General features: G+C 60.9%; 9 protein-coding genes. 5 read left to right on the forward strand and 4 right to left on the reverse strand.

What is annotated here, in order from left to right:
- Positions 1–69: 69 nt before the first annotated feature.
- From B3797_RS00205 to B3797_RS00220, 4 genes are all read left to right on the forward strand, one after another.
- Positions 70–1,383 carry a M20 family metallo-hydrolase gene (locus B3797_RS00205; protein WP_311783293.1) on the forward strand — a complete coding sequence of 438 codons (1,314 nt, stop codon included), beginning with the start codon at positions 70–72 and terminating at the stop codon, positions 1,381–1,383.
- Positions 1,380–2,822, forward strand: a complete 1,443-nt coding sequence (locus B3797_RS00210) for a M20 family metallopeptidase (RefSeq protein WP_311790046.1) — start codon at positions 1,380–1,382, stop codon at positions 2,820–2,822. Before B3797_RS00205 ends, B3797_RS00210 begins: the two co-directional genes overlap by 4 nt.
- Before the next feature lie 77 nt (positions 2,823–2,899).
- On the forward strand, positions 2,900–4,420 hold the full coding sequence (abgT, locus tag B3797_RS00215) for a p-aminobenzoyl-glutamate transporter (protein WP_311783295.1): 1,521 nt from the start codon (positions 2,900–2,902) through the stop codon (positions 4,418–4,420).
- Positions 4,421–4,607: 187 nt separating this feature from the next.
- Positions 4,608–6,023, forward strand: a complete 1,416-nt coding sequence (locus tag B3797_RS00220; RefSeq protein WP_311790047.1) for an MFS transporter — start codon at positions 4,608–4,610, stop codon at positions 6,021–6,023.
- 70 nt (positions 6,024–6,093) lie between these two features.
- Here B3797_RS00220 and B3797_RS00225 read toward each other — a convergent pair whose 3' ends face one another.
- Genes B3797_RS00225 through B3797_RS00235 form a run of 3 tightly spaced genes read right to left on the reverse strand, consistent with a single transcriptional unit; the run spans position 6,094 to position 9,939 of the window.
- Positions 6,094–7,410 (reverse strand): cytochrome c, encoded by a 1,317-nt coding sequence (locus B3797_RS00225; protein WP_311790048.1) that lies wholly within the window; start codon positions 7,408–7,410, stop codon positions 6,094–6,096.
- Between the two features lie 10 nt (positions 7,411–7,420).
- Positions 7,421–9,205: a GMC family oxidoreductase gene (locus tag B3797_RS00230; RefSeq protein WP_311783298.1), complete on the reverse strand. Its 1,785-nt coding sequence runs from the start codon at positions 9,203–9,205 to the stop codon at positions 7,421–7,423.
- 2 nt (positions 9,206–9,207) lie between these two features.
- Complete coding sequence (locus tag B3797_RS00235) at positions 9,208–9,939, reverse strand: gluconate 2-dehydrogenase subunit 3 family protein (protein WP_120455229.1); 732 nt, start codon at positions 9,937–9,939, stop codon at positions 9,208–9,210.
- A gap of 297 nt (positions 9,940–10,236) precedes the next feature.
- Here B3797_RS00235 and sbmA point away from each other — a divergent pair, with 297 nt between their 5' ends.
- Positions 10,237–11,478: a peptide antibiotic transporter SbmA gene (sbmA, locus tag B3797_RS00240; protein WP_311790049.1), complete on the forward strand. Its 1,242-nt coding sequence runs from the start codon at positions 10,237–10,239 to the stop codon at positions 11,476–11,478.
- Between the two features lie 61 nt (positions 11,479–11,539).
- Here the strand turns inward: sbmA and B3797_RS00245 are convergent, their stop codons facing one another.
- The gene (locus B3797_RS00245; protein ID WP_311790050.1) at positions 11,540–13,177 is read right to left on the reverse strand and encodes a dihydroxyacetone kinase subunit DhaK; all 1,638 of its coding nucleotides are present in this window, start codon (positions 13,175–13,177) and stop codon (positions 11,540–11,542) included.
- Positions 13,178–13,212 lie beyond the last annotated feature (35 nt).

Below are 13,212 nucleotides of genomic sequence, written 5' to 3' on the forward strand. Positions count from 1 at the left end.
TCTTATGCGGCCAGAGAGGCTTGTGTAAATTCGGGACTGTGCATAAAAAACCAACAATAAGGATTTCCTATGACAACCCTCTCTGAGCAGGTCCAGGCGCTGGCGCCGCAAATGCAAAACTGGCGGCGCGATCTTCATCAGTTCGCCGAATCCGGCTGGCTGGAATTCCGCACCGCAACGCGAGTAGCCGACGCGCTGCATACGCTGGGTTATCAGCTGCAGCTCGGCCGCGAGGTAATCAATGCCGAGGCGCGTATGGGGCTGCCCGACGCCGACACCCTCAAGCAGCAGGAGGCGCGCGCGCTGCAGCAGGGAGCGCTGGCGCAGTGGCTGCCCGCTTTCTCCGGCGGCTTTTGCGGCATTGTCGCCACGCTGGAGACCGGTCGACCCGGCCCGGTAATGGGTTTCCGCGTCGATATGGACGCGCTGGATCTCAATGAGAGCCAGGCGGCTGACCATCTGCCGCAACGCGAAGGCTTCGCCTCCTGCAACGCTGGCATGATGCACGCCTGCGGCCACGACGGCCATACCACCATCGGGCTCGGCCTTGCCAGCGTGCTGATGGCGATGAAGTCGCAGCTGAGCGGCACCATTAAGCTGATCTTTCAGCCTGCCGAAGAGGGCGTGCGCGGCGCGAAGGCGATGGTGGAAGCAGGCGTGGTGGACGATGTCGATCTCTTTACCGCCATCCATCTTGGCACCGGCGTGCCCGCCGGCGAGCTGGTGTGCGGCAGCGACAGCTTCCTCGCCACCACCAAGCTGGACGTGCATTTTACCGGCGTCGGCGCGCACGCGGGCGGCAAGCCTGAAGAAGGCCGCAACGCTTTACTGGCGGCGGCGCAGGCCACGCTGGGTCTGCATGGCCTGCCGCAGCACAGCGGTGGCGTAGCGCGCGTCAACGTCGGCGTACTGCAGGCGGGAACGGGCCGCAACGTGGTGGCCGATACGGCGCTGATGAAGGTGGAGACGCGCGGCGTCAGCAATGAGGTCAACGACGATATCTACCAGCAGGCGCTGCGTATTATCGCTGGCGCGGCGGCGATGTACGGCGTGGAGTATGAGGTCAAACTGATGGGCGCGGCGCGCAGCTGCACGCCAACGCAGCCCTGGGTCGATTTCCTTCATCAGCAGGCGGAGGCGCTGGGCATCTTCGACTCGGTGGTGGATAGTAAAGCGCAGGCCGCCGGATCGGAAGACGCCACCTATATGATGGAGCGGGTAAAACAGCGCGGTGGTCAGGCGACCTACGCGATTTTCGGCTGCGAGCTGGCGGCGGGCCACCATAACGCGAAGTTCGATTTTGACGAAAGCGTAATGGGTAAAGCGGTGCAGATGCTGGCGACGCTGGCACTCAATCAGTCGCAGTTTGGAGGCGGGCGATGAACGCTGATTTCCTCGGCGACTATATCGACGCTAACCAGGCGCGCTTTACCGCTCTCAGCGACGCTATCTGGGACACGCCGGAAACCCGCTTCGCCGAAACCCGCTCCAGCGCGCTGCTGGCCGATGCGCTGGAGCAGGAGGGCTTCGCCGTGACGCGCGGCGTCGGCAACATTGAAACCGCCTTTATCGCCAGCGTGGGCGAAGGCAAACCGGTTATCGCCATTCTTGGCGAGTTCGACGCGCTGGCGGGGCTGAGCCAGCGAGCGGGCTGCGCGCGGCCTGAACCGCTGGAGGAGAATGGCAACGGCCACGGCTGCGGCCATAACCTGCTCGGCACCGCAGGGCTGGCGGGGGCGTTCGCGCTTAAGGCGTGGAGGGAGCAACACGGCGGGCGCGGTACGATTCGCTTTTACGGCTGCCCCGGCGAAGAGGGCGGTTCCGGCAAAACCTTTATGGTGCGCGAGGGGCTGTTCGATGATGTCGACGCCGCCGTAACCTGGCATCCCGAAGGCTTCAGCGGCCTGTTTAACCTCAGCACGCTGGCGAATATCCAGGCGGCGTTTCACTTTAAAGGGGTGGCGGCGCACGCCGCTAATTCGCCGCACCTCGGACGCAGCGCGCTGGACGCCGTGACGCTGATGAACACCGGCGCGAACTTTCTGCGCGAGCATATCGTGCAGGAGGCGCGGCTGCACTATGCAGTCACCAACAGCGGCGGCGTCTCGCCTAACGTCGTGCAGGCTGATGCTGAGGTGCTTTACCTGATCCGCGCGCCGGAGCTGCCGCAGGCGCAGGAGATCTACCAGCGCGTTATCAATATCGCCCAGGGCGCGGCGCTGATGACCGACACGCACCTCACCGTTCGCTTCGACAAGGCGTGCTCCAACTACGTGCCGAATCGCGCGCTGGAGGCGGTAATGGAGCGTTATTTGCATCACTTCGGTCTGCCGCACTACAGCGACGAAGAGCGCGCCTTCGCCGCCGAGATCCGCGCCACGCTCAGCGAGGACGATCTGCGCAATGCCCGGCTCAATGCGGCGCGCACCGGCGGCGAGGCGGGCGCGGCCTGGATCGAGGCGAACGGCGACAAGCTGCTGATGGACGAGGTAGCGCCCTGCGCGGCGACGCGCGAGCTGCTCTACGGCTCTACCGACGTCGGCGATGTCAGCTGGGTCACGCCTGTCGCGCAGTGCTTCGCGCCCTGCTTTACCTTCGGCACCCCGCTGCATACATGGCAGCTGGTAGCGCAGGGACGCACCTCTATCGCGCATAAAGGCATGTTGCTGGCGGCCAAAGTGATGGCCGCCACCGTACTGGAGCTGCTGAACGATGACCAGGCGCTGGCGCGCTGTCGCGCCGAATTTGAGCGCGCGCGCCGCGCGCAGCCCTATCGCTGTCCGATACCTGAAGGCGTCACGCCTTCAAAACTGGCCAACTGAGCCACGGCCGCGCCTCAGGCGCGGACCGATAACACAATAAAAAAACGCAAACACGACCATACAAGACGAGGAATAACATGACCGTAATGTCGGAGAATCGCAGCCCTGGGAAAGTGTTCGGCTGGATTGAGCGGGTCGGTAATAAAGTCCCCAATCCCTTCCTGCTGTTTGTTTATCTGATCCTGGTGCTGATGGTGGCGACCGCCATTATCAGCAGCCTCGATCTGGCGGTAAAAAATCCTGTCAGCGGCGAGCTGGTGCGCGTCAATAATTTGCTGAGCGTCGCGGGCCTGCAGTGGATCCTGCCCAACATCATCAAAAATTTCAGCGGCTTTACGCCGCTCGGTTCGATTCTGGCGCTGGTGCTCGGCGCGGGCCTGGCGGAAAAGGTCGGCCTGCTGCAGTCGCTGATGGTGAAGATGGCGTCGCGCGTCAGCCGCCGCTACGCCAGCTATATGGTGCTGTTTATCGCCTTTTTCAGCCATATCTCCTCTGATGCCGCGCTGGTGGTGATGCCGCCGCTCGGCGCGCTGATTTTTCTCGCCGTGGGCCGCCATCCGGTCGCGGGCCTGCTGGCGGCGATTGCGGGCGTCGCGTCCGGCTTTACCGCCAACCTGCTGATTGTCACCACCGACGTGCTGCTTTCCGGCATCAGCACCGAGGCGGCGAAAGCGGTGAGCGATACGGTGCACGTGAGCGTGATCGACAACTGGTTCTTTATGGCCACCTCCGTGATCGTGCTGACCGTGGCGGGCGCCATTCTGACCGACAAGTTTATCGAGCCGCGCCTGCCGCAGTGGAAAGAAGGCAGCAGCGAGCGGCTGGCGGCCCTGACGCCGCTGGAGAATCGCGGCCTGCGCGCGGCAGGCATCGCGGCGCTGCTGTTTATCGGCGTGATGGCGCTGCTGGTCGTGCCGGAACACGCGCCGCTGCGCGATCCGAAAAGCGGCGGTATCGTGCCGTCGCCCTTTATCAAAGGCATCGTGCCGATCATCATCCTGTTCTTCTTTGTCGTGGCAATCGTCTATGGCGCGGTCACGAAGCAGATCCGCCGTCCGGATGATATTCCGCAGCTGCTGGTGGAGCCGATGAAAAGCATGGCGGGCTTTATTGTGATGGTGTTTCCGCTGTCGCAGTTCGTGGCTTTTTTTAACTGGAGCAATATGGGCAAATTTATGGCCATCGGTCTGACCGATGTGCTGGAGAGCGCGGGCATCAGCGGCGCGCCAGCCTTCCTCGGCCTGATGTTCCTGTCGGCGTTTCTCTGTATGTTTATCGCCAGCGGTTCGGCGATCTGGTCTATTCTTGCGCCGGTATTCGTGCCGATGTTTATGCTGCTCGGCTTCCATCCCGCCTTCGCCCAGATGATCTTCCGCATCGCCGATTCGGCAGTGCTGCCGCTGGCGCCGATGTCGCCCTTTCTGCCGCTGTTCCTCTCCTTCCTGCAGCGATACCAGAAAGATGCGCAGCTCGGCACCTATTACGTGCTGATTTTCCCCTATCCGGTGCTCTTCTTTATCACCTGGATTGCGCTGCTGCTCGCCTGGTATGCGCTGGGATTGCCTATCGGTCCAGGGGTCTATCCGCAGATGCCGTAACGGGCTTGCCAGGGACGGCTAAAACTGCAACGTACGTTGCTAAAAACTCACCAACAACCCTCTCGGCAAGGATCGCCGAATTGATTATTCTGCTATCTCTTCGCTTGCTAACGGTTAATTATTTTTACAACGTCGCCACGCCGTTAGCAGGACAGGCAAACACCGTCACACCGAGGTTCATAAAATAATGACAACAACCTGCCCTTCAGGGATAGCGCCGGCGTTCGCTGCGCCGACGCCGCATAACAGCAGCTTAGCGGGGCGCATCGACGCCCTGCCGTCATCGCGAGGCCTGTGGCGTTTTATTACGCTGCTCGCGCTCGGCGGCTTCTTTGAACTCTACGACCTGTTCGAGACCGGCTATATCAGCTCTGGTCTGCTGGCTGCTGGCGTTTTCCATACCGGTAGCGCAGGCGTGTTCGGCATCGCCGATCAGGCCGCCTTCGCTTCCGCGACCTTTCTCGGCTTGTTTGTTGGTGCCAGCCTGCTGGCACCCTATGCTGACCGCTTCGGCCGCCGCCTGACCTTTATGTGCGCGCTGGCGTGGTATGGCATTTTCTCCCTGCTGATGGCTTTTCAGCAGAGCGCGGAGATGATTATTCTGTTCCGTTTTCTGGTGGGCATCGGCCTCGGCATCGAACTGGTCACTATCGATACCTATCTCTCGGAATGGGTGCCGACGCATCTGCGCAGCCGAGCCTTCGCCTTCTCTTTCTTTGTGCAGTTCCTTTCTGTGCCTGCGGTGGCGCTGATGTCATGGTGGCTGGTGCCGCAAACAGTGCTGAGTCTTGAGGGCTGGCGCTGGGTGGTGATCGCGGGCGCGATCTGTTCGCTGGCGATCTGGTTTATCCGTAAGGATCTGCCGGAGTCGGCGCGCTGGCTGGCGCAGCAGGGACGCCATCAGGAGGCGCATCAGGTGTTGAGCGCCATGGAAAAACGCTGTGGCGTCGCTCCCGGCGCGGATTTCCCGCCGGATGACGCGGCGGCGCAGCTGCCAAAACGCGGCCGGTTCAGCGAAATCTGGGCGCCAGCTTACCGCAAGCGCACCCTGATGCTGGTGGTGATGAACCTCTTTCAGGCGATCGGCTTTTTCGGCTTTGGCAACTGGCTGCCAGCGCTGCTGTCGGGCAAAGGGGCCACCGTCACCCACAGCCTGCTCTACGCCTTTTTCATTACCCTTGCCTACCCGCTCGGCTCGCTGATCTCCAGCCGCTACGCTGATAAGCTGGAGAACAAATGGCAGATCGTTTTGTCCTGTCTGATGACCGTGGTGTTCGGCACGCTGTTCGCCTTTCAGACCAGCCCGGCGCTGCTGATTGTCTGCGGCTTCCTGATCACCTGGTCCAACGCCTGGCTGACCTTTAGCTATCACGCCTACCAGACAGAGATTTTCCCGACTCATATCCGCGCCCGCGCGGTCGGCTTTTGCTACTCCTTCAGCCGCCTCTCGACGGTGTTCAGCAGTATCCTGATCGGCCTGATCTTGCAGTATGCGGGCAGTCAGGGCGTTATCGCCTTTATTGTGGCAAGTATGCTGATTGTGATGCTCTCGGTAGGGATTTACGGGCCGAAGACGCGCGGCATCGATCTGGAAAATATTTAAGCGTCAGCGCGCGATGAAAGGCTAAAGAGGCGGGAAAAGGCACCCGGCGTCAGCCGGGTGCCTTTGAGCACTACGGGTTTTCGAGCTGATGAATATCCGCGCTCCCCTGATAAGGTTTTATCGTCTTATCTTCACGCAGCTTCGCCACATCCTTCGCCGTGACCTTCGACTGGCTGCCGTTGCCCCAGCTGGTACGGATAAAGTTCACCACGTCCGCGACCTGCTGATCGTTGAGCCGCCAGCCGAACGCCGGCATAGTGATGGTCGACGGCGCGCCTTTTACGCCAGGCAAGGTACCGCCCGCCAGCACGATATGGATCAGCGAGGTGGGATCGTCAGTCATCACCACCGGATTGCCGCGCAGCGCCGGGAAAAAGCGCTGATAGCCGCTGCCGTCGGTTTTATGGCAGGCCGCGCAGCTATCGACATAGACCGATGCGCCGGTCGCGCTGTCGTCGCCTTTCCATAACGCTTTCGCCGTGGCGTCGTCCTGGCTAAAGGCCGCCTGGCTCGGATCTTTCGCGCCGAGCGACTTCAGGTAGCGCGCAATCGCGGCGATATCCTCATCGCTGAGATGCTGCAGGCTATGCTCCACCACCTCGGTCATGCCGCCAAACGCGGCGGTATGATCGTTACGGCCATAGCGCAGGAACTGGCGCAAGTCGTTCTCGCTCCAGCGCCCCAGCCCGTCGCGGTTGTCGCCGCGCAGGTTGCTGGCGGTCCAGCCGTCAATCGGCGCGCTGCTGCCCGCCAGATAGTCGCTGCCTTCGCCGTTGTTCAGCGCTTTTTCCTGCATGGTAATGCTACGCGGCGTATGGCAGGCGCCGCAGTGGCCCAGCCCCTCTACCAGATAGCGACCGCGCGCCAGCTCAGGATCCTCCTGCGCCGCAGGCTGGAACGCTTTTACGTCCGGCGCGAACATTGAACGCCAGATCGCCAGCGGCCAGCGCATCGACAGCGGCCAGGGAATCGCGCTCTCTTTATTAGCCTGCTCAACGGGCGCGACGCCATGCATAAAGTAGGCGTAAAGCGCCTGCATATCGTCGTCGCTCACCACCGCATAGGAAGGGTAAGGCATCGCCGGATAGAGGGTATCGCCATTTTTCGCCACGCCGTGACGCACCGCCTTCTGGAAGTCGTCGTAGCTGTAGTCGCCAATGCCGGTCGCCTTATCGGGCGTGATATTGGTGGAGTAGATGGTGCCGATCGGCGTCGCCATCGGCAGGCCACCCGCAAAAGGTTTGCCATCCTTGCTGGTGTGACAGGCGACGCAATCGCCCGCGCGCGCCAGATACTCGCCGCGTTTTACCCGATCGCCGCCGTTATCGTCCGCCAGCGCGGCAAAGGTCATCGTGCCCAGAATCAGGGCCAGTAAGCCGTTTTTCATCGCCATTTCCTTATGCCTGCACCAGTGGACCCGGGTTTTTCAGATACTGCTCGCGGATCGCTTTCGCCGACCAGTAGGTCAGGGCCGCTACCATCCCCGTCGGGTTATAGCCGAGCCCCTGCGGGAACGCGGATGCGCCCGGCACAAAGACGTTTGGCACGTCCCAGCTTTGCAGATAACGGTTCACCGCGCTGGTGGCGGGATTGTCGCCCATAATGGCGCCGCCGCTGATATGCGTGGTCTGGTACACCGTGGTGTCGAAGTGGGTACCCGGCCCTTTCGCGCCGCCGATAATCATCTTCGGGCTCATCGCTTCGGCGATTTTGCGCATCTTGCCGACCATAAACTGCGCCATTTTGATGTCGTTATCCTGCCAGTCAAAGGTCATGCGCAGCAGCGGCTGGCCGTAGGCATCTTTGTAGTTAGGATCGAGGTCGAGATAGTTGACGCGGTAAGACTGATGCGCGCCGTGGGCGTCCATGGAGATATGGTGCGTATAGGTATCCGCGACCGCTGCTTTCCACTTGCTGCCCCAGTTCGGCGTGCCTGTCGGGGTCGGCAGGCCAGAGATGGGCTTGGTGCCCGCCTGGTTGACCCAGAACGGCGAACCGCCGACGAAGCCGTATGGCCCGTGGTCGAAGTTGTCGGCGTTGAAATCATCTACGCCAACGCCCGCGCCACCCGCGCCAATAAACGGGTTGGTGGTGGTGTTTTTGTCGAACAGCGCCTTCAGGGTCGAAATATTCTGGTAGGCGAAGTTGCGGCCGATGGTGCCTTCGTTGGTAATCGGGTTGTAAGGCTTGCCGATGCCGGAGAGCAGCATCAGGTGCACATTGTGGAACTGGAACGCTGAGAGGATCACCAGATCCGCCGGCTGCACCACTTCACGCCCCTGCGCATCGACGTAGGTCACGCCGGTGGCGCGCTTTTTATCCTCAGTCAGGTTAACGCGCAGCACATAGGCGTTGTTGCGCAGTTCGAACTTCGGCTCCTGGCGCAGCGCAGGCAGAATGTTTACGTTCGGCGACGCCTTCGAGTACATGTAGCAGGCGTAGCCGCTGCAGTAGCCGCAGAAGTTGCATGGCCCCATCTGCGCGCCGTAGGTGTTAGTGTACGGGCCGGAGGTGTTGGCCGATGGCAGATCGTAGGGGTGATAGCCCACCGATTTCGCCGCCTCGGCAAACAGCTGCGCCGACCAGGTGCGCTTCTGCGCAGGCAGCGGGAATTTATCAGAGCGATCCGGCGCGAACGGGTTGCCGCCGCTATCCTTGCCGATCACCTGACCTTTGATGCTCCAGGGGGTACCGGAGGTGCCGAAGACCTTCTCCGCCTTGTCGAAGAACGGCTCCAGTTCGTCATAGGTGACGCCGAAGTCCTGAATTGTCATCCCTTCCGGAATAAAGTTTTTGCCGTAGCGCTCTTCGTAATGGCTGCGCTGACGCAGCTCGGTGGGATCGACGCGGAAGTGTACGCCGGACCAGTGCAGGCCCGCGCCCCCGGTGCCGGTGCCCGGCAGAAACGCCGCCAGCTGACGATAAGGAACCGCCGTCTGTGAAGCGTCGTGACGGATAGTCACGGTGCTTTTCGACAGATCCTGGAACAGCTTTTTGCGGATGTTATAGGTCAGCTCGTCAATCGACTGCGGATAGGAACCGTCAGGATAGGTATCGCGATGCGGGCCGCGCTCCAGCGCCACCACGTTAAGTCCGGCTTCGGTCAGCTCTTTCGCCATGATCGCGCCGGCCCAGCCGAAACCTACGATCACCGCATCTGCTTTTTTCATTTCGTTTGCCATGGTTACGCGCGCTCCCCGCGAATAGAAACTGACGGGAAGGGATAACGCTCGCCGCGTTCAACCCAGTCCATAAAGTCGGCACGCGCGCCGGGGAAGCCGATCAGCTTCCAGCCCACCATATTCTGGTTGCCACCGTGAATCGGGTCGCTAAAGAAGCCTTCGCGGGTGTTCTGGATCAGAAAGGCGAAAAAGGTTTTCGCCGGCAGCTGGCGGAAATCGGCCTGGCCGCTCTCCATCGCCTGCAGCAGCGCATCCTGCTGCTCGCCGCTGAGATCGGCGAACACCTTGCCGTGTTGACGCTTGCTGTAGTCGTCGGCGTCTGCCAGGCCCAGACGGTAGATCTGCTGCGGCACCAGCGGCAGCTGATAGCCCAGCTCTTTAGGCAGATCCGGATTGAATGGCCCCTGCATATACCAGTTAGCGCCGGTAGCGTAAGGGGTATTCATCTGGCGGTCGATAAACTCCGGCACGCCCGCTTCCAGCGCGCCAGGGCCGCGCTCGTCGTTAGGGATCAGGCGTGCGACGGCTGCTTTGATAAAGGCGAACTCTTCTGCGGTAAACCAGCTCGGCTGATAGTCGCGCGCGGGTTGCGCAGCAGCGGGATCGGCAGCCTGCACAGCAGGCGCGACGCTGAAGCCGCCGACGACGGCGCTGCCCGCCGCCATAGCGGGTGCCAGCGCAATGGTTTTTAACAGAAAATCCCTGCGTGTCTGCCCACGTTTTTGTTCTGACATGACATTGCCTCAGTACCGCTTATAATGCGGCATGAAAGTTAAACAGTTGCGTTGTAATGATTTTTTTATGCGGATTAAGGGTTACAGCAGCACTGTTACCGGTAACAGCGGGCGCTAGTGTAACACCGTTGTGGCGAAACATTTAGTTCGTCAAAACAAATTCGCACAAATTCATTAACATCTCGTCGGAATGCTTTACCTGACGCGGGCGAAAGCTGTCACCTTCAGAAACAACACTCAACAGACAAATAACGCTAAAAAACGTTATAAAAGGGTGCATACAACAGCGGAGAGCCTATGTTTAAGTCCTTTTTCCCCCGGCCAGCGCTGTTTTTCAGCACGGCGGCGATCTGGAGTCTGATCGCGATTTTTGCCTGGTTCGGCTTTGCCGACGATCTGCCGTCACGCTGGTCAGCGCTACATGCCGCGATGCAGCAGGAGCTGCCGACTACAGCCGCGCGCTTTATCGCGCCCAGCCAGCTCTGGTTCTACAGCTATTACTGGATTGTCGTGGCGATATTCGCCCTGGCCTGGCGCGTTATTGATAATCATCCGTGGCAGCGCTGGTCGGTCTGGGGCTCGGCGCTGATTATTTTCGTCACCTGGTTCGGCGTGCAGGTCGGCGTTGCGATTAACGCCTGGTACGGCCCGTTCTACGATCTGATTCAGCAGGCGCTGACTAAAGCGGGCTCGGTGCAGATAAACCGTTTTTACGCCGAAGTGGTGGCCTTTCTTGGCATCGCGCTTATTGCCGTGGTCATTGGCGTGATGAACTCATTCTTTATCAGTCACTGGGTGTTCCGCTGGCGCACCGCGATGAACAACTACTACATGCATAACTGGCAGCGCCTGCGTCAGGTGGAAGGCGCGGCGCAGCGTGTGCAGGAAGACACCATGCGCTTCGCCAGTACGCTGGAGAGCTGGGGCGTGAGTTTTATTCAGGCAATTATGACGCTGGTGGCCTTTTTGCCGGTATTGATTGGCCTGTCGCACCACGTTAAAGACGTGCCGATTCTCGGCAATATTCCCTACGCGCTGGTGATTGCAGCGCTGCTCTGGTCGCTCTTCGGCACAGCGCTGCTGGCGCTGGTGGGCATTAAGCTGCCGGGCCTGGAGTTCCGCAATCAGCGGGTTGAGGCGGCCTACCGTAAAGAGCTGGTCTATGGCGAGGACGATCCCGAGCGCGCGACGCCGCCGACGGTGCAGGCGCTGTTTAGCCGCGTGCGGGTTAACTACTTCCGCCTCTACTTTCACTATCTCTACTTTAATATCACCCGCATTCTCTATCTGCAGGTCGATAACGTCTTCGGTCTGTTTGTGCTGTTTCCGTCAATCGTGGCGGGCACCATTACGCTCGGTTTGCTGAACCAGATCACTAACGTATTCGACCAGGTGCGCTCCTCGTTCCAGTATCTAATCACCTCCTGGTCGACGCTGGTGGAGCTGATGTCGATCTACAAACGTCTGCGCAGCTTTGAGCAAATCCTGCAGGATATTCCGCATGAGGAGATGATGCGCGAAGCGGCGGAAAACGAGTAGCGCGGCAGGATCCAGCAGTAAAAGGTCCCGCGCAGCCGGTGCGCGGGACAGCGATCAGATGTTAAACCAGCGCGGCGAAAACCCGCTCCACGGCGTACGCGCCGGGATCTTTCACCCCATCCAGCGTCTGCTGATTCAGGTAAGAGGAGCGCCCCGCTCTGGCGCTCTGCATCTGCGCCGTCGATTCAGCCCCCTGCGCCGCGGCCTCTGCCGCCTCCGCCAGAGTTTTACCCGCGACCAGCGCCTCCAGCGCCGGTTCCAGCGCATCGATCAGCGTACGATGGCCAATCTGCGCGCCGCCGTAGTGCTTCATCTGCGCCAGCCCCTGCTGTAACGCCTCTGGCAGCGTGCCGCCCTGCGCCAGCTGCTGGCCCGCCGCGGTAAAGAGGATCGACATCAGTACGCCGCTCGACCCGCCCATCACCGTCGCCAGCTGTTCGCCCACCAGCGCGAACAGCGACGGCAGATCCGCCAGCGGCAGCTGCTGCGCCTCCAGCGCGCTTTTCACCTTGCGCGCGCCCGCGGCAAAGGTCGAGCCGGTATCGCCATCGCCAACTTTAGCGTCCAGCGCGTTCAACTCGGCTTCAAGGTCAATCAGCGTCTGCGCAACGCGGCTCACCACCCGCGCCGTCTGCTCATCCTGCGAAGGCGTAAATTCCAGCTTGCTGACCACGCGCTGGCTGCTCAGCGTCGTCACCGGCTCTACCGCATGGATCGGCACCCAGCCCAGCACCTCGACCGGCGCCTTCAGCGCTTCAAGAAATGCCGCCTCGATCTGCAGCACCGTCAGCGAGAACCCTTTCATATCCAGCGCGCTCACCAGCGTCGCCGGGCCGATCAGATGGCTGATTTGCGCCGCCAGCGGGCTTTTCAGTACCTCGCGCGTTACCAGTGCCAGCTTCAGCATAGAGAAGCCGCCAAGATTGTTGACCAGCAGCACCGCTCTGGTGCCGGAAGAGAGGCTGTTAGCCAGTTTCTCCGTCATGATGCTGACCAGCTTTTCGCTGTTCTGCGTGTCCAGCGTAATAACGCCCGGCTCGCCGTGGATGCCCATGCCCAGCTCGCTCTCTCCCTCTTTAACGCGGTTGTCGCGCTTTTCGCCGGGAATATGACAGGTCGAAAAGGCGACGCCGATACTTGCCGTACCCTTGATGGCGCGCTGCGCCAGCGTTTTTACCTGCGCCAGCGACTGCCCCTGCTCTGCGGCATAACCGGCGATTTTATGGATCAGCGCGGTGCCTGCGATGCCGCGCGGCTGCGGGTTGTCCGGCAGGGCGATATCGTCCTGCACCATTACCATCTCGACCTTATAGCCTTGCGCCCGCGCCTTCTCCGCCGCCAGGCCGAAATTGAGCCGGTCACCGGTGTAGTTTTTCACGATAAGCAGGCAGCCCGCGTCGCCGGTGACGTTAATGATGGCGCTCAGCACCGCGTCAACGCTGGGGGAGGCGAAAATATCGCCGCAGACTGCGGCGGTCAGCATCCCTTTGCCGACGAAACCGGCATGGGCCGGTTCATGCCCTGAACCGCCGCCCGAAATCAGCGCCACCTTGCTTTTGTCCCAGTCGTTGCGCACCACGACCCGAATGTCGTCGCCTAAATCCAGGCGGCTGAGGTTGTGCCAGGGCGTGCTCAGCAGTACGCCCTCTATCGCTTCGTTGACCAGATTATTTTTTTCATTCATCAGGAACTGGCTCATTGCATCCTCTCCAATGGTGTTGATGCCGCCAGGCA

Origin of the sequence: Pantoea sp. UBA5923 (assembly GCF_002431095.1) — a bacterium.
GTDB lineage: Bacteria > Pseudomonadota > Gammaproteobacteria > Enterobacterales > Enterobacteriaceae > Pantoea > Pantoea piersonii.

Excerpts from the sequence above, each read along its gene's own strand:
- abgT (WP_311783295.1), top strand. The coding sequence starts at position 2,900 with ATGACCGTAATGTCGGAGAATCGCAGCCCTGGGAAAGTGTTCGGCTGG.
- B3797_RS00245 (WP_311790050.1), bottom strand. The coding sequence starts at position 13,177 with ATGAGCCAGTTCCTGATGAATGAAAAAAATAATCTGGTCAACGAAGCG.
- sbmA (WP_311790049.1), top strand. The coding sequence starts at position 10,237 with ATGTTTAAGTCCTTTTTCCCCCGGCCAGCGCTGTTTTTCAGCACGGCG.
- B3797_RS00205 (WP_311783293.1), top strand. The coding sequence starts at position 70 with ATGACAACCCTCTCTGAGCAGGTCCAGGCGCTGGCGCCGCAAATGCAA.
- B3797_RS00220 (WP_311790047.1), top strand. The coding sequence starts at position 4,608 with ATGACAACAACCTGCCCTTCAGGGATAGCGCCGGCGTTCGCTGCGCCG.
- B3797_RS00230 (WP_311783298.1), bottom strand. The coding sequence starts at position 9,205 with ATGGCAAACGAAATGAAAAAAGCAGATGCGGTGATCGTAGGTTTCGGC.
- B3797_RS00235 (WP_120455229.1), bottom strand. The coding sequence starts at position 9,939 with ATGTCAGAACAAAAACGTGGGCAGACACGCAGGGATTTTCTGTTAAAA.
- B3797_RS00225 (WP_311790048.1), bottom strand. The coding sequence starts at position 7,410 with ATGAAAAACGGCTTACTGGCCCTGATTCTGGGCACGATGACCTTTGCC.
- B3797_RS00210 (WP_311790046.1), top strand. The coding sequence starts at position 1,380 with ATGAACGCTGATTTCCTCGGCGACTATATCGACGCTAACCAGGCGCGC.